General features: G+C 46.4%; 21 protein-coding genes. 11 read left to right on the forward strand and 10 right to left on the reverse strand.

The window, feature by feature from the left end; translation table 11 throughout:
* Positions 1-148 precede the first annotated feature (148 nt).
* Positions 149-1,492 (forward strand): BamA/TamA family outer membrane protein, encoded by a 1,344-nt coding sequence (locus A6E01_RS07575; protein WP_065209973.1) that lies wholly within the window; start codon positions 149-151, stop codon positions 1,490-1,492.
* On the opposite strand, the gene A6E01_RS07580 is transcribed toward A6E01_RS07575, so the two are convergent.
* The 4 genes from A6E01_RS07580 to A6E01_RS07595 all read right to left on the reverse strand — a co-directional run bounded on the left by A6E01_RS07580 (position 1,476) and on the right by A6E01_RS07595 (position 6,611).
* On the reverse strand, positions 1,476-1,922 hold the full coding sequence (locus tag A6E01_RS07580; protein ID WP_017026955.1) for a hypothetical protein: 447 nt from the start codon (positions 1,920-1,922) through the stop codon (positions 1,476-1,478). The two genes, A6E01_RS07575 and A6E01_RS07580, sit on opposite strands and share 17 nt — an antisense overlap.
* 10 nt (positions 1,923-1,932) lie before the next feature.
* Positions 1,933-3,273, reverse strand: coding sequence for a hypothetical protein (locus A6E01_RS07585; RefSeq protein ID WP_017026956.1), 1,341 nt, complete (start codon positions 3,271-3,273; stop codon positions 1,933-1,935).
* Positions 3,274-3,483: 210 nt separating this feature from the next.
* Positions 3,484-6,198: a heavy metal translocating P-type ATPase gene (locus A6E01_RS07590; RefSeq protein WP_065209974.1), complete on the reverse strand. Its 2,715-nt coding sequence runs from the start codon at positions 6,196-6,198 to the stop codon at positions 3,484-3,486.
* On the reverse strand, positions 6,198-6,611 hold the full coding sequence (locus A6E01_RS07595) for a MerR family transcriptional regulator (protein ID WP_065209975.1): 414 nt from the start codon (positions 6,609-6,611) through the stop codon (positions 6,198-6,200). The genes A6E01_RS07590 and A6E01_RS07595 overlap by 1 nt, the downstream gene beginning before the upstream one ends.
* Before the next feature lie 369 nt (positions 6,612-6,980).
* On the opposite strand from A6E01_RS07595, the gene A6E01_RS21230 reads away from it, so the two are divergent.
* Positions 6,981-7,334, forward strand: coding sequence for a hypothetical protein (locus tag A6E01_RS21230; RefSeq protein ID WP_133126232.1), 354 nt, complete (start codon positions 6,981-6,983; stop codon positions 7,332-7,334).
* Between the two features lie 94 nt (positions 7,335-7,428).
* Positions 7,429-7,869: a DUF411 domain-containing protein gene (locus A6E01_RS07600; RefSeq protein ID WP_065209976.1), complete on the forward strand. Its 441-nt coding sequence runs from the start codon at positions 7,429-7,431 to the stop codon at positions 7,867-7,869.
* Positions 7,870-8,334: 465 nt separating this feature from the next.
* Here A6E01_RS07600 and A6E01_RS07605 read toward each other — a convergent pair whose 3' ends face one another.
* Positions 8,335-9,255 carry a ParB/Srx family N-terminal domain-containing protein gene (locus A6E01_RS07605; protein ID WP_065209977.1) on the reverse strand — a complete coding sequence of 307 codons (921 nt, stop codon included), beginning with the start codon at positions 9,253-9,255 and terminating at the stop codon, positions 8,335-8,337.
* A gap of 312 nt (positions 9,256-9,567) precedes the next feature.
* Between A6E01_RS07605 and A6E01_RS07610 the strand changes: the two genes are divergently transcribed.
* The 6 genes from A6E01_RS07610 (at position 9,568) to A6E01_RS07635 (ending at position 15,619) form a co-directional block, all read left to right on the forward strand.
* Positions 9,568-9,867 (forward strand): hypothetical protein, encoded by a 300-nt coding sequence (locus A6E01_RS07610; protein ID WP_237334460.1) that lies wholly within the window; start codon positions 9,568-9,570, stop codon positions 9,865-9,867.
* Between the two features lie 49 nt (positions 9,868-9,916).
* A complete protein-coding gene (locus tag A6E01_RS07615) occupies positions 9,917-12,028 on the forward strand; it encodes a protein-disulfide reductase DsbD family protein (RefSeq protein WP_082961350.1) in 2,112 nt (703 codons plus the stop codon).
* Positions 12,028-12,522, forward strand: a complete 495-nt coding sequence (locus tag A6E01_RS07620) for a protein disulfide oxidoreductase (protein WP_065209978.1) — start codon at positions 12,028-12,030, stop codon at positions 12,520-12,522. Before A6E01_RS07615 ends, A6E01_RS07620 begins: the two co-directional genes overlap by 1 nt.
* An 8-nt stretch (positions 12,523-12,530) precedes the next feature.
* The gene (locus A6E01_RS07625; RefSeq protein ID WP_017027576.1) at positions 12,531-13,256 is read left to right on the forward strand and encodes a DsbA family protein; all 726 of its coding nucleotides are present in this window, start codon (positions 12,531-12,533) and stop codon (positions 13,254-13,256) included.
* A gap of 70 nt (positions 13,257-13,326) precedes the next feature.
* On the forward strand, positions 13,327-14,181 hold the full coding sequence (locus tag A6E01_RS07630; protein ID WP_017027577.1) for a DMT family transporter: 855 nt from the start codon (positions 13,327-13,329) through the stop codon (positions 14,179-14,181).
* 169 nt (positions 14,182-14,350) lie between these two features.
* Positions 14,351-15,619: an NRAMP family divalent metal transporter gene (locus A6E01_RS07635; RefSeq protein WP_065209979.1), complete on the forward strand. Its 1,269-nt coding sequence runs from the start codon at positions 14,351-14,353 to the stop codon at positions 15,617-15,619.
* Between the two features lie 63 nt (positions 15,620-15,682).
* On the opposite strand, the gene A6E01_RS07640 is transcribed toward A6E01_RS07635, so the two are convergent.
* Both A6E01_RS07640 and A6E01_RS07645 read right to left on the reverse strand, forming a co-directional pair.
* Positions 15,683-16,015 (reverse strand): DOPA 4,5-dioxygenase family protein, encoded by a 333-nt coding sequence (locus A6E01_RS07640; protein ID WP_065209980.1) that lies wholly within the window; start codon positions 16,013-16,015, stop codon positions 15,683-15,685.
* 35 nt (positions 16,016-16,050) lie between these two features.
* Positions 16,051-18,048 carry a peptidase U32 family protein gene (locus A6E01_RS07645; RefSeq protein WP_065209981.1) on the reverse strand — a complete coding sequence of 666 codons (1,998 nt, stop codon included), beginning with the start codon at positions 18,046-18,048 and terminating at the stop codon, positions 16,051-16,053.
* A gap of 228 nt (positions 18,049-18,276) precedes the next feature.
* On the opposite strand from A6E01_RS07645, the gene A6E01_RS07650 reads away from it, so the two are divergent.
* Positions 18,277-19,233, forward strand: a complete 957-nt coding sequence (locus tag A6E01_RS07650) for an AEC family transporter (RefSeq protein ID WP_017027581.1) — start codon at positions 18,277-18,279, stop codon at positions 19,231-19,233.
* Between the two features lie 786 nt (positions 19,234-20,019).
* Entirely contained in the window at positions 20,020-20,892 is an 873-nt protein-coding gene (locus tag A6E01_RS07655) for an aspartate/glutamate racemase family protein (protein WP_017027582.1), read from the forward strand.
* A gap of 400 nt (positions 20,893-21,292) precedes the next feature.
* On the opposite strand, the gene A6E01_RS07660 is transcribed toward A6E01_RS07655, so the two are convergent.
* From A6E01_RS07660 to A6E01_RS07670, 3 genes are all read right to left on the reverse strand, one after another.
* Positions 21,293-22,144, reverse strand: a complete 852-nt coding sequence (locus A6E01_RS07660) for an SDR family oxidoreductase (protein WP_065209982.1) — start codon at positions 22,142-22,144, stop codon at positions 21,293-21,295.
* An 87-nt stretch (positions 22,145-22,231) separates the two neighbouring features.
* On the reverse strand, positions 22,232-22,537 hold the full coding sequence (locus A6E01_RS07665) for a DUF3861 domain-containing protein (RefSeq protein ID WP_017027584.1): 306 nt from the start codon (positions 22,535-22,537) through the stop codon (positions 22,232-22,234).
* Positions 22,538-22,567: 30 nt separating this feature from the next.
* Positions 22,568-23,059 (reverse strand): DUF2798 domain-containing protein, encoded by a 492-nt coding sequence (locus tag A6E01_RS07670; RefSeq protein WP_065209983.1) that lies wholly within the window; start codon positions 23,057-23,059, stop codon positions 22,568-22,570.
* Positions 23,060-23,087 lie beyond the last annotated feature (28 nt).

The raw sequence follows: 23,087 nt of genomic DNA on the forward strand, positions 1-23,087 counted from the left end.
TTGAGGGGCGATCACTGAGATCGCTTCTCTTTTATTCGAAAACGCGCAAAAACTCTTCGTTTAACCACACTCTGTTGATACATTTCTTTAACGTTTAATGAATTCTTTGTAAGCTAGCATTAATACGATAATTTCCATTCAGAGCAGGATGCTCAGCCAATTGATGTCAAAGCCTTTCTTAAAACGCGTACCTAATATTGCGACTCAGTCACTGCTTGCGCTCGGTGTTTTTTCTAGCTGTGCCTACTCCGCTACGCCGGTGGGTATGAAATACACTATCCACCGAGCAGAAAACGCTGATAACACTAAGAATGCCATGGTTCTTCCCTACGCTTTCTCCACTGAGTCTATGGGACTCAATGTCGGTATCGGCGGCGTTGTACAGGGCGTTGGACAAGAGCAGATGGTCATTGGTGGTACTGGCTGGGCTGGCGCCGATAGCTATGGACTCTCAGGTGGACTATGGAACTATCGACCTTGGTTTGCAAAGCGGGCATTTATTTCCCTAGCTGGCATGTATGCCTACTTTCCAGAACAAAGAGCCTATACCAATGGCAACATAGCGTTTGAAGACCCTAGATGGGGCAGTTCTGGTTCAAGTCAGGATGACTACATTCAAGGTGATGGTTATTCCAACTGGTTAGATATAAAGGTTGAGTACGTGTTGCCACTAGGCTCCGCGAAAGAAAGAGCCACTGTCGATTACTACTTGAGAAACGGCATCTTGGTCGATGGCCCAAAAAGTACCTATTGGAACCCGTTAGAAACCGGTACGACTATCTTACTCATGCGCCAGTTCAATCGTTATCAATCTTATGAAGATGATGCAGGGATTGAGCGAGAAGGTGACATGAGTGCATTCGAGTTTGGTATTCAATACGACAACACCGATTTTGCTCCAAACCCTTCCATGGGTAGTCGCCAATATTTGGGGTACTCCTATGAAGGAAGCATTGTCTCTCCCGACAATACTTGGAATTTTGTAGAGCTTGATGTCAGCAAATACCTTTCTATCGGTGAAAGTGATTGGGCTCGCCAACGCATCTTCGCTTTCAACTTTTGGACAGGATATTCACCCTCTTGGAATATTGTTGACGTAGACGGCCAGAGAAAAACTGTTGAAGATGGCGCTCCCTACAACGAGGGGGCAACGTTAGGTGGGCACGCTCGAATGCGCGGCTACGACTCAAATCGTTTCCATGATAAAGCAAGCCTATACGCAACCGCTGAATATCGTTACACCCTGCGTTACAACCCGATTAAGGAAGTCTCTTGGTTGAGGTTCTTGAACATCGATTGGTTCCAATTGGTGGCATTTGCCGAAGCCGGTCAAGTTGCACCAGAGTATGATTTGGGTGAGTTGACCCAAGACATGAAACTTGATGCGGGTGTCGCCGTTAGGGCATTGGCGGCAGGTGTGGTGGTACGATTTGACTACGCAGTGTCAGAAGAAGGCAGTTACATGTGGTTTATGGTTAATCAACCCTTCTAAAGGCTTCTTTTTCGCTGGCAGCAAAATGCAGCCAGCTGACCCAAAACAGGGGCAGTAAATAGATTGTCGTTGATACCATATCTAGATAGGTATGGTACTCCTGATGATTCATCAATTGCAGATAGGCCAGCAGAGAACCCGCGGCGACCAACCTGCCCCATATTCCAACCTTTATGACTATGTGTACCACTAGGGCCAGTGCCACGGCAGTATGCGTGCTGTAATCTGAATGAAACGCCGGCCATATTCCTAGCCATTCATCGATAAATCTCGAGCCGTACACAATACAGATGGTCACCATCAAAGCGGTGAAGCTTGCCTTGCGCTGTGATGTAGGCTCTTGACGCAATAAAACTACACTCCATAGCGCAAGCAATGGTGTGTAGATATCGGCAATAAGCGCCCACTGTTGAAAGGTCAGGTTTAGCATGAGTCCTTGGTTACTGCAGAGGTTCTAGCTTGATGATCTTGGTACGATCGAAAGTGACACGGTAACGTGCCGTTCTTTCCTTAACACCACCTGGCTCCGTCTTTTTCTCATGGATCTTCACTTCAATGCGTCCACGACGAGAAATACTCACCTTGCGAGATTTATTGCCCGTTGAATACACATACATATCTCTGTTTTCACTTGGAAAGCATCGCATGATAGGACCAAGGTCAATACTGGTGTTGGTCTTGATCTTCTTAAAGCCGTTGTACTCAAAATTCTTCAGGCTCACTGTCTCCCTAAAGAACAGCGATATGTTTTCACGGTTTGCAATAGCGACCTTTGAGTTGGGCTGAGAGTTAAACCATGTTTCGCCCGTTCCAATGCCTGTCTTCTTATCTGGCATACCAAACCAGGAGACAACGCGGGGTTTGTTACGAATGATCTTCTCAAACACCCAGGCTTTAATGCTTTCCTTAAACACATCTCGCACAACATAAAGAGCGGCAAATGCCAACACAAACTGCAAATCGGTATCCAGACCCATTAAGCGAAACTGGAAGATCACCACACTAAAACCCAACATGATTAAACCGGTTGCGATAGCAAGAGAGAGGTAGCGCTCTTTCTCCCCCACTCGCTTGCTGCTGCTGTGCACGCGAAGAGGAAGCTCTAGCAGCTTCTTTTGTAGATCTGTTTGGTTAAATACTCGCGTCAGCTTCTCTTGGTCTTCTGGCTCTACACTTTTAACCGAGTAGATACCTTCATACATTTGAGTCACGCGGTATTCATCTTCTGCCATTGACAGCTGTGCTAGGTAATCCCTAGCAGCTGTTGCCCCTTTGATGTTTTGCAAAGTCGCAGTCTGGCGAAGCAGGTACTGCTCAAATTCGTAGGAAAGAATCGCATCCACTTTGCGAAAACGCTCAAATTTCTGGTCATCTTCAAGTGAGAAGCGACGAAACGAGGTCAAGATATTTGAGTGGCCTTTTGCCTTCTCGATGATCTCTTCTACTGCCTGCTCTTCTTTTTCTTGATTGGTTTTAAATGAACGGATGTCGTTGATAAATAAGTAGGCAAAAAGGCTAATTGAGGTCTTATAAGACTCGTATGGCAATTGCTCTTTTTCTAGGATCTTGATGTAAAGCAACATCAAGCTGATGCTTTTGCCTTTATGGAAGCGGCGAGTCTGAGTAAATGATTTATCGAAGAAATCTCCAGCCGAAAAGGTATCGCCCAGATCTATACTGCTGGGTATGACAAACTCTACCTTAGTTTCAGACTGTGAATCGGCGGCGAGCGTTTGCTGAAGTTCAATGCTCTTCTTTGCCGTTACCTTCAGATCCAACATTTATGCACACCATCCTTATTATGACACTTTTATTACAAGCCATTGTATCACTGTTCCCTCCACAAAGAGTATGTCAATTTTCAACAATAGGCACTTGAAATTGCTAATAAAAAAAAGCTGACACTGTCAGCTTTGATGATTATTTTGCGATTGGACTATTTTAGCCAAAACCACCACACAATAAAGACGATAAGTAGTATGCCGATAATATTAATCATGATGAATACCTGCTGATGATTTTGGTGAGAACAATCTTAGTCGGTTAGCATTACTGACCACAGTAATGGAAGAGAGCGACATTGCCACGCCAGCTACGATAGGGCTAAGCAACATGCCTGTCAGTGGAAATAGCACACCGGCTGCAATAGGGATCCCTAGGGAGTTGTAGATAAACGCCCCCCACAGGTTTTGCTTGATGTTCTTCATCGTGGCTTTACTCACTTCGATCACTTGAGACACACCAAACAGTGACCCTCTCATTAGAGTGATATCCGCGCTTTCGATAGCCACATCGGTGCCATGCCCAATGGCAAAGCCCACATCAGATTGTGCTAGGGCTGGCGCATCATTGATACCATCACCCACCATGGCCACAACCAAGCCTTGCTGTTGAAGCTTAGTCACCCACTCTAGTTTATCTTGAGGTAAAAGCTCTGCATGGACCTCATCAACACCCGTCTCAGCCGCCACGGCTTGCGCAGTGTGTTCATTATCACCAGTCAGCATCACCACCTTAATACCTAAAGATTTAAGGGCTGCAATTGCGGGTTTAGATTCTTTCTTTATAGGGTCGCTAATGGCTAATACAGTGGTCAGCTGATTATCGATGGCAAAATACACCACGGTCTGCGCCTGACGCTCCCATTCATCGGCAAGAGATAGAGCACTATCGATAGCAATGCTGTGCTCGGCCATCAACCTTTCGTTGCCAAGTAGCACTGTATGGCCGTCAATTTCCGCTCGCACACCTAGACCATTCAATGATTGGAATCCCACTACATTATGGCTGTTCAGTTGTTGTTCGTTTTCACGGCAATAGTGAACAATAGCCGACGCTAACGGATGCGTAGAGCCGTGCTCAATGGCGTTTAAGTACCCCAATGTTGCCTCGCTTTCTCGAACCGTTCTAACCTTCACCACACTCGGCTTACCTTGTGTGATAGTGCCGGTTTTATCCAGCACCACAACATCGATAGCACTGGCTTTTTGCAAGGCATCACCGTTGCGAATAAGGCCCCCAAATTCTGCCGATTTGCCAATACCTATCATGGTAGAGATAGGCGTTGCGAGGCCAAGGGCGCAAGGACAAGCAATGATCAGCACTGAGGTTGCAGTGACTAGCATATTTATGACGGTTGGCGCTGGCCCAAAGTTGTACCACATTAAAGCGGTTACAATAGACAGTATCATCACGGTAGGCACAAATACGCTGGAAACGCGGTCCGCTAGATGGCTGATTGATGGCTTAGAATTTTGAGCGTTAGATACCATCTCAATGATCTGAGCGAGCATGGTATCGCTGCCAATCTTAGTCGCGACTATGGTGAGGTTCTGATCGCCATTGATGGTGCCCGCAGACACTGTGTCGTCTACTGATTTGATTACCGGAATAGGCTCACCGGTTAGCATAGATTCATCGATAGAGGATTCGCCATCGATTACCTTACCATCAACAGGTACTTTTTCCCCTGCACGAATCAGTAAGGTATCTCCAATGATCACCTCTTCCACTGGCAAGGTAAGAGCTTTCCCATCTCGAATCACCACCGCCGTTTTGGTTCTCAAATCCAATAGGCGTTTGATTGCTTGAGAGGTTCTGCCCCTTGCTTTTAGCTCCAAGGCTTGCCCTAGGTTTATCAAACCAATGATCATAGCCGAGGCTTCAAAGTAGAGATGACGAGCACTCTCGGGAAGCAAAGCTGGCATGACTACAACCACAATAGAGTACAGCCACGCTGAACCTGTGCCCAATGCAATGAGCGTATCCATATTCGCGCTGCGATTAACAAAGGCTTTGCTTGCGCCAACAAAGTAGTGTCGACCGCTAAAATAGAGCACGGCTAGGGTCAATAAACCCACAATCAACCAAATGAACTGCTCACTGGGCGTATTCACCGTCATTGATCCGCCAAGCAAGCCATACAACATTAGGGGAACACCTAAGCCAAGGCCCAAAATGGTATGGCGAATCTTATCGCGATATTCTTGCTGCTCGGCCTGTTCACGCTCTTGTTCTGCTTGGATTTCATCTAAGATGAGTGACGCGCCGTAGCCTACTCCTTCGACTGTTTCAATCAAGCTATCTGCAGGCAAGCTCGAATAGATACTTGCGGTTCGATTGGCAAAGTTAATATTCACCGAATCCACGCCTTGCTTACCTGTTAATGCTTTTTCTATGGTCGCAACACAACTGGCACAGGTGACACCTGATAGGTTAAGGCGAGTTAGACTAGCCTCATCAACATCAATAACCTTCGCATCGGCTTTTTCAGATACTGGGTTATTTTCTTCTGTTGGCGCATCAGCTACAAGGGCATAACCTAAGCTTTGCAATGAAGATTGCACCTGCTCACTAGACAATAGGCTTTTCACCTCAATAGTTTGAGCTTCAATATCGACAGCAACGACCGCGTCTTTATCAAGCTCAACAAGTGCGTTGGTGATCTTCTTCACGCAGCCTTGGCAAGATACGTTCGCTACCCTGCTGTTAATCTGCGGCAAAGGTTTCTCGCTCGCTTTGTAACCTAGGTTTGCTATCACAGCTAAGATGCCTGCAATATCTAGCGTTGTGCCCACACGCGCCCATTTTTTATCTTCACTGCTGTCGATAGTGAATTGGCTGTCTAGTTCAAGGGCCGCTCGTTTTATCTTATTGATACAGCCGCCACAAGAGACACCTTCGAGCTGAAGGTTAAACTGGTTCATTACTTCTTCTCCTCAGTCCAAGACTCTATCAAACAACAAATGGAATCACCGGTTGGCAAGCTATCCGGTAGCTCTCCCCATTGTTCAAAGGTCTCTTTTAGCATGGTGACATGTTGTTGCAGTCTGAGGATCTGCGCCTCTGTCTCTACAATCTTATCCGCCATCAATGTTCGCACCTTAGGGCACGGTGAGCTGCCGTCTTCGGTGGAAGCCAATATGTCCTCAATCTCTTTCAGCCCAAAACCAAGATCCCTTGCTTGATGGATAAACTTCAGCCTCTGTAGCGCGTTTAGATCGTACTCTTTGTATCCATTGTCAGGATTTCGAGTCGCCGTGATCAATCCACGCTTGGTGTAATAGCGCACAGTATCGGGTGAGACATTGGCTGATTTAGCAAGTTTTGAGGTAATCATTGGCCATTTCCTAGTGTTCGATTTTCTAACTATAACCTTAGTGTAAAACCTAGGAGCTACACATAGGTCAAGAGTTTAATTTGTAAATAAGGCAAGAACAAAAATAACCGCGAATAATAGCCCCACTAATTTAAGCAATGGCCCTAGCGAACGCGTGCCACCCTCAGGTGCTTTGTTGCAACATCCCATGTGATGTCTCCTCGTTAAAGTAAGTTCCGCACCAGTCTAAAACCTGTGAGCAGGTCACAGGTCAAACTATTTAAGACGTTGATTTATGGTTGTTTAAGTTTCATCACTGAAACGAACATTTGTATTGACGAGAAAATTTAATATGAGCTATAACGAATAGGAACTTTACGGATACTGACCATGCTTAAACGATTTCACTCACACAGCATAATTGCAATAACACTGATACTGGCTCTGCTAGTAGCAGGTGTATTTCCGTCAGTATCTCAAGTCCAGCCTATCGAGCATCACAACGCAGCAGCGCAAACATCAACGGATGCCGATTGCTGTGAGGAGTCACACCAACAAGCCACAACTGGGTGTACTAGCGCCACGCATCAGTGTTGTGAGCAGGCTTGTGGCAGTTTAATTAGTTTGCCTTCATCCGCCCTATTGTTATCCAGTACTAGCCTTGATGAGACCAGCTACTCTTTAGCTTCTTCAGATATTCTGCCACCCTATAAGCAAGCTGTATTGCGGCCTCCTATTGTTTAATTCGCTATTCATCTAATCGAATTATCAGAGTGTCTTACACTTATCTAAACAATATTTAATTGCCCAGCGAGTCGCTTGGCAATGGAGCAATACAATGAAAACAGTTAACAAAGTTATCCTTACCGCATCTCTTCTATTCAGTGGCCTAAGCTTCGCGAGTAACAACATTGAAATGTACAAATCTCCAAGTTGTGGATGCTGTACGGAATGGGCAGAAATCATGGAGCAGAAAGGGTATCAAGTGGATATCCAACAGCAAAAGGATTGGACTAACGTCAAGCGTGAGTTTGGCATGCCAGCCAAACTGCAATCTTGCCATACGGCGATTATTGATGGTTATTTAATTGAAGGACACGTGCCAGAAAAAGACGTAGCCCGCCTTCTTAAAGAGCGCCCACAAGGCATCAAAGGACTAGCAGCACCAGGCATGCCAATGCACTCACCAGGCATGGCAAAGCCGGGGGATGAGTACAAAGGCTTCGATGTTATCGCGTTTCATGCTGATGGCACGACGAGTGTGTATGCGGAGTATTGATTGGGGTTGTGTCCGTCATCCTAGAATTTGCGAAGCAAATATCTAGGATCTTGGGGGGCACATTGCTGGCTTTGGTAGTCAATCAGATTCCAGCTAAAAGACTGCTGGAATGACGATAATTAGAGCTCAGGACCTTCGGTTCTGGGTTCTGGGTTCTGGGTTCTGGGTTCTGGAGCATCGTCATCCTAGAATTTGCATGGCAAATATCTAGGATCTTAGGGTGCACATTGTCAGCTTGGGCATTACCCAAGATTCCGGCTAAAACACTGCCGGAATGACGGTGGTCGGGACTCAGGATCTTCGGTTCTGGGTCCCTAGTTCTGGACCACAGGCTCGTGGCTTTAGGCTTGGATCTTGAAGCTAGTAGCTTGCGGCTCGCAACTCAAAAAACACCGTCATGGTCGAGCGCTCCTATCGACCATCTCTCCATCCTCCCAAAACCCAGAACCCAGCCCCCATCGAATCCTACAACCCCTTCTTATACCCCAACATATAATTAAGCTTGCTCGTCTTGCGAGTCATCTTCTGAAAGCTTTTCTCATCAAAGCTGTCAAACTGCCCCATTGCCTTAGCAGACAAACCCGAACCGCCTAGGTTTTCGGTGTCTAAAGACAAAATGACGTCACCCGCTTCTTTCACCGCTTTCATGTAACCTTGCTCAGTTGCCAGGTCATATTGGTTTAGATCAAACACAGGCTTTAGCTCTTTAGCCCAGTAGAACTCAAGAAATGGCACGGGCTGCTTTGGCTTATTCCAGCTGACGTCGCGTGAGTAGTACATCAATGCGCGGTAGGGGTCATTGGCAAAATTGCTGATGCCCATTTGCTGTGGTAACTCATCGTGGATAATGGCTTTATTGTTTAGGTCGTACAACCAGGCATTTTTGTCGGCTTCAAGTTCTGCCCAAAACGCCTGCATGTTTTCTAGGTGGCGATAGTCTTTATCAACAATCACATGCACCTTGAAGTCACTGCCGCCGCCTGACATATGCCAGAAGGTGTTGAAGGTGTGGTGGCCATCGGTTAGGTAAATTTCGTTGTTAGGTGCAAGCACTATGGTTTTCATGTCTTTGCGCTTTTCACCTATGCCTTGCTCACAAACAAAGGACTCTGGCTTTGAAGGTACTGACTTTTCATCAAATGACGATAAACCCTTCTGACCATTGGCCTCACAGATCTCATCAAACTGCTTTTTCACATCGTGTTGATAGCGGCCTAGCTTGTAGTAAATCTGATCGTAGCCCACAGATGGCTGTGTCGGCTTAAGCTCAGACAGGGTAACTTGGTAGACATCCCCCTCTTTTACCGAGGTGAGATCCTGAGCCCATACTGACGTTGCGCCTATCAACGTAGTCAGTGCAATAAGAGACTTGTTCAGACAATTCATTGTGTACCTTTGTGTTTGTGCCCACGTAGCTATGGAAGTGCTGTTATGGAAGTGCTGTTATGAAAGAGTTGTAATGCAAGTACCCTAAAATCAAAGCATTACGAACTTATGACAGACAAGTTGCATTTACATTATGCCAGTAAGCGCACCTACTATTAACTGATAAGCATTTGTATTTCATTGCCTGCCTAGAGTGTGTTAAGTTACGCTTAACGGACTCAATCAAGACTCTATAACGATATCGTGAAGCCCAAGCAGAAAAGGCACCTAACCGCAAAATACTCCCTACTATTGGTATGGTGGGTAATAGTGGTGTGTCTGGCAAAAAATGTTGGCTTTATCAGTCTTTGTACCATTTCTCCCGAACAAATTGCCTCAACAGAGATCAGCCAACAAAGCAGTTCGTCATTAACTGAAACACCCTGCTCACTATCGGAAAAACTGTTGAGTTTTCATCAAGTCAGCATGGAAGACCTTGCTGTTGCATTACTGCTGATTGCCCTGATTGGCATCTTCACCGTCACCAGCTCTTTTAAACCTGTGCGTTTCTTTACCGAGCCAACAGGACCTCCGCCGCGACTCTATCTCAGGCTGTGTGTATTTCGTGAATAAACAAAAGATGGTTATACACAACTATCACTTTGTTATTTATGGAAAAACTATGCTTAAAACTAAATTTATGACTAGCACTCTACTCAAGCCTTTGTTGAGGGGCTTACTATTTCTATGGCTAATCAGCTTAACGCAGATAGTCTCCGCGACCGAGGTCAGTTCCGGTTGGATTACCTCTGCCGATCATCCCCCCGTTCAGGTGCGTTTTGATCTCACAGGCCAAACTAATAGTGACACTCACACTGTTGAAGGCTTGCTAGAGGTTAAGCTCGATGATGGCTGGAAAACCTATTGGCGCACGGCAGGCGAAGCCGGTGTCGCGCCAAGTATCGACTATGCCGCATCAACGAATATTGAATCCCTTGAATGGCACTGGCCATTTCCAGAGCGCTTTTCGCTACTCGGAATAGAGACCTTGGGCTATCAATCCGATGTGATCTTTCCTATCACTTTGCATTTGAATGAGATCTCACAGCCTGCAACATTGAATGCGACACTGACGCTTCCGTCCTGCACGACTATTTGTGTCCTCACCGACTACCCCATCACGCTTTCGTTTGTAGCCAATGACCTCACAACAAACGATAAGGCAATGCTGAGTTACGCCAAGGCCATTAGCTCTGTGCCAAAGGACTCTCCTTTACTGAGCAACCTAGAAGCGAAATGGGACAAGGTAAGCTCTAAGCTAGAAGTCAGCGTAACCAAGACAACACCTTGGCACTCCCCAGATGTGCTTGTTGATGGCAAAGCCGAGAATGTAGAAGATGCCAGCTTTAAGAAGCCGAGCATTACGCTAGAGGGCAACACACTGCATGCGGTGTTTGAGGTAACCAGTTGGCTAGGAGCACCGTCGCTTGAGAATGAAACCGTTTCGGTCTCCTTCTCAGATTCAGACTTTCTAGCCGAAGAACACATTGCGGTCAGCACTGGAGCGGTAAATTCTATTAATCCAAGTCTATGGCAGATGTTTATGTTCGCGGTTATTGGCGGCCTTATTCTTAATATTATGCCGTGTGTATTGCCTGTTTTAGGGTTGAAGCTTGGCTCCATTGTCAGTATGCAAGGCCAAGAAAAGCGTCAGATTCGATGGCAATTTATCGCATCAGCCCTTGGCATTCTGGTCTCGTTCTGGCTGATCGCGCTGTTTTTGGCCATCGTCAAACTAACGGGCGGCGCCTTAGGCTGGGGTATTCAGTTCCAAAGCCCATGGTTTTTAGGCTTCTTGTTCGTGGTCACCGCGCTGTTTGCCATAAATATGTTGGGTTTGATGGAGGTACGCTTGCCTTCTGGTATTTCCACTTGGCTCGCAGGCAAGGGAGATAACTCCTACTCAGGACACTTTGTTCAGGGCATGTTTGCCACCCTACTCGCCACGCCCTGCACAGCGCCCTTTTTGGGAACCGCTGTAGCCTTTGCCCTAGGTGCTGACATAAGCACACTGTTTGTGATTTTCTCAGCCCTTGCTTTAGGTCTGGCTCTTCCGTGGCTGCTCGTCGCGACTTTCCCGTCAATCGCAACGAAATTGCCTAAGCCCGGCGCATGGATGAACAAGGTGAAAATCGTGTTTGGTTTGATGATGCTAGTAACCAGTATCTGGCTGCTTTCATTATTAGGCAATCATGTATCACTGCTTTGGCTTATCGTCATAGGATTTAGCCTGTTTTGCCTGCTTATCGTTAAGTCTAAATCGGCCTACGGGAAAAACGTTGCAGCAGTCGTTGGCGTTGTTGGCATCATGACTGTGGGCGGAGGCTTAATTACTGCAAGTATGACTGCCGATAGTTGGGCGACTCCCCTACCTAAAGTGCGCCAATGGCATCAACTCTCCACTCAAGACATCGAGCAATACGTTGCTGACAATAAAGTCGTGTTTGTGGATGTGACCGCTGATTGGTGCATTACCTGCAAAGCCAATAAGATAGGGGTGTTGCTACAAGAGCCAGTCTACTCGACTCTCGATAACAGCAATGTCATTCGAATGAAGGGAGATTGGACGCGACCGAGTGACAGAGTGACGGGGTTCTTAAGAAGTTATAACCGCTATGGCGTGCCATTTAATATCGTATATGGCCCAAATGCCCCGCAAGGCATTGCGTTGCCGACGGTTCTGAGCAGTGAAGCTGTACTCAAGGCTATAGAACAAGCCGGAGGAAAACTGTAATGAAGAAAGTGTTAAACCTCTTTAAAAAAGCGCTGCTGTATATCCTACTGTTTACTTTGGTATCCGTTGCTGTAGATATGTGGCGCACTCGAGATTTTACTTCTAGCGAGAGCCCAACGACGCACGCTACAGCGCTTTCTGGGAACACCATTGACTTAGACCTTCTTAGTCAAAATAAGCCGGTGGTCGTGTACTTTTGGGCAACCTGGTGCGGGGCGTGTAAGTTTGTAACGCCCACCATCAATTGGCTAAGCCAATACTATGACGTTGTAGCCATCAGCGCCTCATCCGGTGAAGCACGTCGCGTACAGGCTTATCTCAATAGTCATGATTATCAGTTTGAGAACATTAATGACCCTAGAAGTCACATAAGTTCACGCTGGAATCTCAAAGTGACCCCGACCATAGCCATTGTTGAAAATGGCGAGATTAAAAACATTACTACTGGAATTACAACGCCTATCGGTCTACTCGCTAGACTGTGGCTTCTTTAAGGCATCTCATGAACATTAAAAACCTATTTATTAGCCTATTCGCTTCACTGCTTGTTTTTGTGGCACCAGTGAACGCCAATCAAGATACAACATCACAGAAAATACAAGACATTGCCGACATGTTGCAATCACACCCTGAGTTGGTGGATAGCCTTCATGGCAACCTGCAGGCGTACATTGAGCAACAAGGTCAGCTAAAAGTGGTGCTAACTCAAAATCACGACTATCTCTACAATAACGACCTTCAGCCATCCATAGGGAATAAAGAAGCGCCCATAACATTGGTCGTATTTACGGACTACAGTTGCCCTTGGTGTAAGAAGTTTGATCCAGAGCTCTACAAGCTTGTGGAGAACAACCCAGATACGGTTCGTGTGATTAATCTCTATGTTCCCCTTAAGGAGCAAAGTAGCGTGAACTCGGCCTCTTTCGCATTGAACGTATGGCGTGAGAAGCGCAGCAGTTATGAAGAGGTTCACCAGTTGATGGTGGCAAAACCCGGCGCTCACAACCTCAACTCCATCAGCAAGGTAGCAAAGAACACCGACACTACGGCATTGATGAATGCGTCGATGAAAAGCGATGAACTCATCAATAAGAACCTAGAGCTTTTCCGTGCTCTAGGCATGCGAGGTACTCCTGCAATGCTCATCGGCGATGAGATGGTAAGCGGTTATCTTGATTACGATAAACTGCAAGCCATCGTTGACGACAAACTGTCGAAGCTTAACTAAGGTTACTGATATTAAGGGCTCATTGAGCCCTTTTTGTTATTACGAGAGATATAAGGAAAAGGAATACTAAGTGCGAATACTCTTTTTGACCGGACTTGCGATGATGGCGTTTGCTGCAAACTCTTTGTTTTCTCGCTTAGCACTGGTTGATGGAGCCATTTCCGCAGAGGCCTTTACGCTCGTTCGCATCGTCTCTGGGGCCCTGACTCTCAGTGCAATCTTGTTACTATCACAGGGAGTAAAGGGCTTCTATCATCAATGGCGCATCGGCCTCTATTCAGGCATATGCCTGTTCCTCTACGCTTTGCTTTTCTCGCTGGCCTATACCGAGCTCACAACGGGCATTGGTGCTCTCATTTTGTTCGGCTCTGTACAATTTTCTTTACTAGGTATGCACCTCTTTCAAGGACACCGCTTTAGCGCTCTAGAATGGCTAGGGATTTTAGTCTCTTTTACTGGCTTTGTTTGGCTGGTAAACCCGCCTTCTTCAACACTTGTTATCTGGCCTATGCTAGCCATGTTGTTGTCGGGAATCAGTTGGGCTGGGTTCACTCTTCTAGGCAAACAAACGGGAGCCGCGCTGCCAGCAACCACCAAAGGCTTTGTTGTTGCCTCGGTGATATCTATAGGCCTAATCCCTTGGGCGTTTGATACCCATACTATAAGCTCACAAGGCCTTATGTACGCTGTGATCTCCGGCGCTATCACTTCTGGGCTCGGCTATGTACTTTGGTATGCGGTGGTACCCAAGATATCGCTATTGAACGCGTCACTGTCACAACTCTTAGTCCCAGCCATCGCTATGATCATGGGCGTCTTATTCCTTCGCGAATCCTTAACCACTGAAAACCTAGTGAGCATGGGACTTATTTTAGGTGGTATCGCCCTCACCCTCTATCAACAGCATCGCCATTCAGGTGATTAACTCTTAGCTAACTGGCACACTAATTCTGCAACGATCGTACATTTAAGGAGCGCTTAATCCGCTAAAGTGCACATATCTCATTAATGGTGTATCTAATTATTGACACCTTAAGGTTATATGATATTTATAGTCGGTATTGACAATGAAAAATAACAACACGGACGTAGTAATGGAAAACGCAATACCCTCTCAACCCTCTCCATCTAGATTAGGCACATTAGCTCGCTCATTAGGCCCAGGTGTAATGGCTGCAGCCGCCGCTGTTGGTGGCTCTCACCTTGTTGCTTCAACCAAGGCCGGTGCTATCTATGGATGGCAACTCGCTATTTTGATTCTGTTGGTGAACCTTTTTAAATACCCGTTTTTTAAAGCTGGCGTTCAATATACGGTGGGTACAAAGACGAGCCTTGTTGAAGGTTATTCAAACCTAGGTAAGCCTTACTTGGTTTCGTTTGCGTTACTCAGTGTGATCTCGGCAATCGTTAACACAGCGGCGCTGTTGATGTTCAGTGCAAGCTTACTGGCCTACTTCATCCCAGTTGATCTTTCTATGCCTGTGCTGTGCATGATTGTACTGGTAACCTGCCTGACTATTTTGTTTGTGGGGCACTACAAGGCGCTGGATACCTTGTCTAAAGCGATCATGGCAGTGCTAACCGTGACAACTCTTGTTGCAGTAGCCATTGCCTTTGGTAATCCTGTGGAACCACAGCCGGACTTTGTATCACCGTCTCCTTGGACACTTGCTGCTATTGGCTTCATCGTGGTGACTATGGGTTGGATGCCCGCTCCTATTGAGATCTCAAGCTTGACCTCAATGTGGCTGAAGAGTCAGTGCCGCGAGCAAGAAGTGACAGCAAAATCGGCTCTGTTTGATTTTAACGTTGGTTACATTGGCACTGCTGTATTGGCGATGGTGTTTGTGGCTCTAGGCGCGCTAATGCTTCACGGCTCTGGTGTGCAGCTTCAGGCGTCGGGCGTGGGTTTCTCGCACCAGTTAATCAGCCTTTATGCGGCAACTATCGGTGAGTGGTCTCGCTACCTTGTGGCGGTGATTGCCTTCTTCTGCATCTTTGGTAGCACCATTACGGTTATCGATGGCTACTCTCGCGTAATCACAGAGTCTCAGCGTTTACTTCGCAAGAAAAAGACGATTCACCCGGCCGTAAATCAAGCATGGATGTTGATCGTCTCTTTATCGGCGCTGTTTATTGTGGTGTTCCTAGCAAAAGCACTGCTGCCTATGCTCGACTTTGCAATGGTTCTGGCCTTCATCACAACGCCATTCTTTGCGCTACTTAACTACATCCTAGTCACGCGCACTCCGCTACCTGCTGAGTTAGCGGTAGGACCAAAATTAAAAGCCCTATCTATCGTTGGATTGGTGTACTTGTTCGGTTTCTTAGCACTGTTCGTGTGGTGGAAGTGGTTCATGTAATCTAAACGCTCTCAAACAAAAAAGAGAACCACTATTGGTTCTCTTTTTTTATAGGTGTCTACATTAACTCAGGTTAAGCTCAACTGGCTCACCAAGCCAGCCAGCTCGCTCAGTGTGATCGATAACAAAGCTGCCCGCTTCAGGATGCAGAAGTACCGTTAGGCCTTGTCTGTGAGCATCTAGCCAAGCAATGATCTCATCGAACTCGTCATGAGAAAACAAGATTTGGTAGCTCCAACAAGGGTGCGGTCCTACCGGCTTGGTGTGTACTCGGCCAAGCTCAATATTGAACTTATTTGCAATAGGCTCTCGCAAACTCGTTGCTTTCTCTAGGCTCGTTTCGTCAAAGTACACATGTGCATGGTAACGCTCAAACCCGCGACTCGGTAGCATCATTTCTTTTGATATCCTTATCTAACATAGTGAAGCAATTATACACCCTTGTGATATTGCTTATTGCCCGTTGGCGCAACTTTGCTATGAATAAGCTGTGACGCGTCTGAGTCTGTCATTTTACTCTGCAGAGCTTGCTCGAACAGTGCCACTAACTCTTCTTTACCCACCAGCAATTGCGTCTCGGTTTGAATGTCTCGCAAATCAATGAGCACATCGGTAAACAGCTCAGGATAGTCTGATAGCAACTCAAGATTAAGCACATTGTGTTCACTGTAGATGCTGTTGTGACTACCTTTGTGTTTTTGAACCACATAAGGGTTATCTTTTAGATTAATGATCGAAGTACGCTTCTCACACTTTCGTAAACAGCCCTTGTTCACCTTTATTTTCTTGCACCCTTCTGTTTGCTGGAACAAACATTGACGACTGGTGAGCAGCGTATTGGGATGATAGATACTGTAGAAGGTTCTGAAGTTTTCTGGTCTCTTAATATGACGAATCTGCTTCTTACTTAATTCGTTAGAGATAAAAGCACCAGAGGCTGCAAACTCTTGCTGCTGGCAATGCATCGCAAACGAGTTGGTGGTGTTCATGTGAGGGCCGGCAACCCAGCCAAGACCCTGTTGTTTAGCCTGATAGGCAACGCCTGAGTTATTGGTGATCAGTAGTTCAGGTTGAACTGCTTCCAAAAACTCGATGGCAGCGGCAAAGTCATCACCAATCAATATTGCTGGAAAACACGGCTTCAGCCTTGGGTTTTCAGTGAACAGCTCAATCAAGTTCGCAAGCTCAGCCTTCATTCCCATTGGCAGCTGGAAATAGAAATCGGCATTATCGTTGCTGAGCAGCGCCAAGTCTTCTTCAGAAGAAAGCAATACAGACAGCTTAGGGGCCTCCATCTCTGGTCGATGATGGGACAACTTTTCAATCTGCGGTGTGTCGATAGCGCCTTTTAGGCTCGAGCCGTTGTGGGTAAAACCTGAAATATCAAAATCAGCGGTTTCTTTGGCGACGCGCTGAATAATCTCGGTCTTATCATCGTAAAGCTTGGTTTTCACCTGCTTTAGTTGCTCTTCAGATGTCACGCCATACACCTTAGAGAAGTGCGTTACTGCATTGTCTCTAGGGTTATCGATGTACATATTCTTGCCAAAGTCTGCCTGCAAAAACGCATTGGAGAAGTCGCGGTTAAACACGGTATACAGCTCAGTGGTATCACTAGATAGTGCTTCACCATCACACAATCTATCGATTTGCTTGCGCCAATTGTCCACCACAGTAAACACGTAGTGGGACTTCTTAATGCGCCCTTCCACTTTAAGTGAGTAGACGCCAGCATCCACTAGCGCTTCTAAATCGCCAAACGCGGAGTTGTCTTTTAGATTAAGCGGGTAATCATTGCCCGTTTGCGTCGTTTCATACTGCTCACGACAAGGCTGGCTGCAACGGCCACGGTTGCCAGAGGCGCCATTGCGCGCAGAACTGATGTAACACAAGCCAGAAAAGCCGATACAATAAGAGCCGTGCACAAACACTTCCATAAATACATCATGCTTGAGACCAAACTGAGCTAGGTGCTTTATTTCTTTGATGTTCAGCTCACGTGAAAGGTTCACCCTGCTCGCACCCAACTGGTTTAGGAACAAGATCTGCCCTTCGTTGTGTGTGTTTAGCTGAGTTGAAGCATGCACATCTAGTGCTGGAAAGTGGTGCTTAAGTAGATACGCCAATCCCATATCTTGCACAATCACGCCATCCACCTTAGTGGTATTGAGCTGACTGAGAAGACGCACTATGGCTGGGATCTCGCTCTCTAGAATAAGAACGTTGAGCGTCAGGAAGATCTTACATTGATGCTGATGAGCAAGTTCAAGTACCCCATTGAGGTTATCTAGGGTCAGGTTCGTGGCTCTATTGCGCGCATTAAAGCGGTCAAGGCCACAATATATTGCGTCTGCGCCCGCAGCGATTGCCGCCTTAATCGAGTCTAGATCGCCACCTGGTGCTAATAGCTCAAACTGTTCTCTTTTCACATTGTCTTCCCGAGAAAAATCAGGCGCACATCTTACGTGATTAAAAGCAAAAAGTAACCTTAGGTGATGAAATAGTAATCAACGATTATTGCGCTTTTGACCTCACTTCCTCGGATTTCACTTTGCCAAGCATGTGAAAAACATGGCATTATAGGCATCACTGCTTATTTGTATTACAAATTAACAGTAAACAGGTGCTCTCTTAAAATTTTATCTATGTAGGCTGTTATGGGACTTATTGACCAACTCGCTTTCTCTATTTCTGTTACCGGACCCATCTGTCTGATCTTGGTGATGGGAGTGGTCCTTAAGAAAATTGGCATAATTAATGACGCCTTCATTGAAAGTGCCTCTAACCTAGTATTCAAGGTTACCCTACCGACAATGCTGTTCTTGAGCTTGGTTGAAGCAGACCACGACTTTGCTACCAGCGCTTCACTGGTTGGATTTAGCGTGGGAAGTAATGTGCTGTTCTTTGCATTTTGCACCGCTTTGGTAGGTGTACTGCTTAAGGGTAACGAAGACAAAGGCGTGGTGGTACAAGGGGCATTTCGTGCCAACACGGGCATCATAGCCTTAGCCTATGTCGCCAATATGTATGGCACAGAAGGGCTTGCAACCGCGGCTATCTATGTTGCCGCAACCACCCTACTTTATAATGTTCTTGCCGTAATCTCCCTGACACCTAAGGGCGCGCAAACGGGTGCAAGTGCACTAAAAACCATGACCAAGAGCATTACCAGCAATCCATTGATCATTTCAATTATGGCTGGCTTTGCCTATTCATTTATTGGCCTTCCCGTGCCTAAGGTCGCCTCTGATGCAGGGCACTACTTTGCCAGCATGACACTCCCTCTGGCACTCTTGTGTACCGGCGGTTCGCTAAATCTTAACTCCCTAAAACATGAAATTACACCAACCTGGATTGCCACAACGTTAAAGCTGATTGCAGCGCCTATCGTCAGCTGTCTATTAGCCTACGTACTTGGTTTTCGCGGCGAAGCGCTCGGTATCATCTTCTTCATGACCGCCTCGCCTACTGCAGCTGCAAGCTACGTCATGGCGCGCTCCATGGGCGGAAACTCGACGTTAGCGGCGAATATCATTGCCCTAACTACTATATTATCGGTTGTGACTACCACCATTGGCTTGGTGATTCTAAATAGCTTGAATTTGTTGTATTGATGTTTGGTGGGTGGTCTAAGTCAGTAATGTGCTCTCTACTCTCTCGTGTCATTCCGGCAGTCTTTACCGGTTTGCCGGCCCAGCGGGTTGCCGGCCCAGCGGGTTGCCGTCCAGCGGGTTGCTGCCCAGCGGAATCTTAGAGAGTGCCCAAGCCAGTAATGTGCTCTCTAAGATCCTAGATATTTACTGCGTAAATTCTAGGATGACGTTCGTGTTGTGTTTTGCACATTAATTATCGATCCTCAGACTCCCCTACGTAGCAAAATCTCACACTCCTTTTTCGTACACGCCCCCTTCACCCGTCATTCCGGAATTTGCAGAGCAAATATCCGGGTTGCCGGCCCAGCGGATTGCCGCCCAGCGGATTGCCGGCCAGCGGAATCTTAGAGAGTGCCGAACCAAGGTATGTGCACCCTAAGATCCTAGATATTTACTGCGTAAATTCTAGGATGACGTTCGTGTTGTGTTTTGCACATTAATTATCGATCCTCAGACTCCCCCTACGTAGCAAAATCTCGCACTCCTTTTTCGTACACGCCCCCTTCACCCGTCATTCCGGAATTTGCAGAGCAAATATCCGGGTTGCCGGCCCAGCGGATTGCCGCCCAGCGGAATCTTGGAAACTACCGTACCCAGCAATGTGCTCACCAAGGTCCTGGATATTTACTTCGTAAATTCCAGGATGACGACTTCCAGCCTTTAGATGATTAGATCCTTCAAACGAGATTTATACGATTGCTTTTATCACCATAAACTACTCCGTATTCAGACGTTGGAGTAAAGAACATGAAAAAATTATTATTCGGTGTCATCGGTAACATGGGTCCAGAGGCGGATGCACTGTTTCAGGATATCGTAGCGAAGAAAGAGATGGAGCATGGCGCTCTTAAAGATCAGGACCATATGGGTATGCTTGTGGTGAAAAACCCAGATATCCCAGATCGCTCTGAAGCCATCAATGAGGGCGGTGAAGACCCGGTTCGTGAGCTGCTTAAATCTGCGCAACTGCTTGAGCGCAACAACGTGCGTTTTGCGGTAATGACTTGTAACACTGCGCACTACTTTAGAGAGCGCGTTCAGCAATGCACTGGCGTGTATATTGTCGATATGCTGAAAACCACGGTAGACACAATCAAAGCACAAGACCCTGAGTCTATTGTCGGCATTCTATGTACTAACGGCACATACAACTCAGGTATCTACGACCAATACCTAGAAGATGCGCACCTTGTGTTCGTTAAGCCAGACAGCTACGCACAAGAGCACTATGTGCACAGTGCTATTTACGGTGAAGTGACTGGTGAGAAAACACAATGCGGTCAAGACATTCGCATAAAGAATGGCATTAAATCTGGTGTATTTGAGCGCAATGCTGAGCTATTAGCAAAAGCGGTTCAACCTCTTGCTGACAAGGGTGTATCAACAGTGATTTTAGGTTGCACAGAGTTACCGCTAGTGCGTAACTTGTTGCAAAAACAGTTCCCAGACATCCACTTCATTGACCCTATGGAAGCGGTTGCTGACCGTGTTGTTAGCATCTACAACACCGCTGAAGAGCGAATGAAATCAAACTACATTCCAAAGGTTGGTTTGAACCCAGAGAAAATCAGCACCGATGAAGAGATTATCAACTATATCTTGAGCCACATCTCTTACTAAGCGGTAAAAAACAAAAAGCCCCAGCTATCTCAATTTATGAGGCTGGGGCTTTTTAGTATCCAAATTGTGGTTACGAGTTATCACAACCGCAACGGGAGCAAACGCAGGGACGCTTCATCAAGCCTCTCCATAACCAGATAATGCCCCACAGACCACCGGTAAAAATGGTCATGATGAGGTGAATCCAATGCATAGGATGTGATGTTTCATGGGTTGTGCCCTCGTTACATGCAGGGCAAAACTTGGTTACTAGCGCCACTAATACTCTCCCAAAGTGTCAATTCTTCTGACTAAACGTGTCATTAGCTATATATACCGCAAGTAGTGGGTATATCGCCATATTAAACTCGTTTACAAGGGCAATTTTGTCGCATTAATGGCCTGTAAGCGCACGATTTTGTTATCTAGACCCTTTCAAGGCATTGAAATAATCCGTCCAACTTATATGAGGTCTGCCTGCAGCGCGTTCATAATGGCTTGGATTGTCCGCCTTACCCTCGCTGATCCCTTGGTAAATGCCCGCAATGACGGTACCAATAAATTCACCAAGCTCCGCTATTCTGTCTTCTCGATACTCTGCTACTGACATAGGTTGGTACTCTAACTGAGTATCAAACGCCGTGTTGATGAAATCTGCCAGTTGGTATTGAGAGAGGGATTCACCGTTAAGGTTATAGGTCTGGCCGTTGTGTTTATCTTCTGTCAGCATCTTGGCGTAGGCATAGGCTAACTCATCTCGCGTGGTATAACCGCACTTGCCGTTGCCCGCACAATTGACAATGACGCCGAGTTTTTTATAGCTCTCTACATACTCAATGTCCGGTTCAATATAGATACCGTTGCGACCAATAACCCACTCTAAACCCGACTCTCTGACATCTTGCTCCGTCTGACGATTACTTTGAATAACGGGTGAAAAAGCGGTGCCCTGCTCTGCGCCTTGCACACTGGTATAAACAATCTTCTTCACACCGGCCTGTTTCGCCGCTGAGATAACATTGCGATGCTGGTCTATACGCTTATCGGGGGCGTCCATCCCTGAAACGATGAGCAGTGTATCGATAGATTGTAGAGAGTCTTGCAACTCGGTTCGGTTTTCATAATCACCACGACGAACCACAACGCCTAGATGTTTGGCTTTTTCTGGAGTGCGCGCCAGGGCGACGACATTCTCTTTTGAGATAAGAGTGACCAGTGCATTTACAATCGCACCACCGAGTTGACCGCTTGCTGCCGTTACCGCTATTTTCATCTTAGTTACCCGCCCGTCGATAGTATTTTTAATCCTAGTAGATAAAGGCAAGGCACTGCTCATTCACAGTACCCTGCCTTTTGGTTTCTATGCGCTAACCGAAGCCTTGATGGTGCTTTTTAGGTTCTGCATAAAGTTTTTGAAGTGTGGCATAAAGTCCGCAAACAAAGGATGCTTTCTGTTTTGCATCATTACTGGACCTAGCAAGCGAAGCGCTACTGCCACTCTGGTGGCTTCTTCTTTGGGTAGTTCACTGCCTTTATTAATCATTTCAACAACTTTGAACATATCTTCACGGTCTTGAAACTCAAATTGCAGTGTTTTGCTTTCTTCTTGCGTTACTTCTTCAATGGTAATGCGATAGTTGTGATCTTGTCTGGTGATACGAGTCATAGGGTTACCTCTTTGTTTTAATTAATATTTCTAGCTTTTCAAAAAGCGTTCAACTTTTGGTTTGAGCGTGGCCGATACCACGGCCATTAGCAGCAATGCTAAAGGCAGGGCTCTTACCAAGGTGTCTAGCCAGGTACTCATCAGCATCGATGTATCAGCAATGCCCACGCTATTTACCGCGGTGCTAAATGCCATTCCCGACTCCATAACCAATGCCATAATCAAGCCAATGGATATGTTGCGTACTTTCTCACTAGAGCTAGGAAGGAGGCGCTCAGCGAGCTTGGTCAGTAGCGCCATAAACGCAAAACCCAAAGGCATCACAGTCACCGCTGCGGTAAGAAAAGCTCGTATCCATTGAGCATAAAACAGTTCGCTATAGCCTTGATTTAGGTAAGTCATCAATCCGGTTATTGAACCGCCCATTAATGTCATCATCCCCATCATTGCGAGCACCTTCAAAAACAAAGGTGTGCGCTTTTCTTCTGAGTTTGCTATTGGCATTGCGGCAATTGCATTCATGGATAATTCGCCCTCTCACTTAGTTGAT

It is taken from the genome of Vibrio breoganii, assembly GCF_001677275.1.
Taxonomy (GTDB): Bacteria; Pseudomonadota; Gammaproteobacteria; order Enterobacterales; family Vibrionaceae; genus Vibrio; species Vibrio breoganii.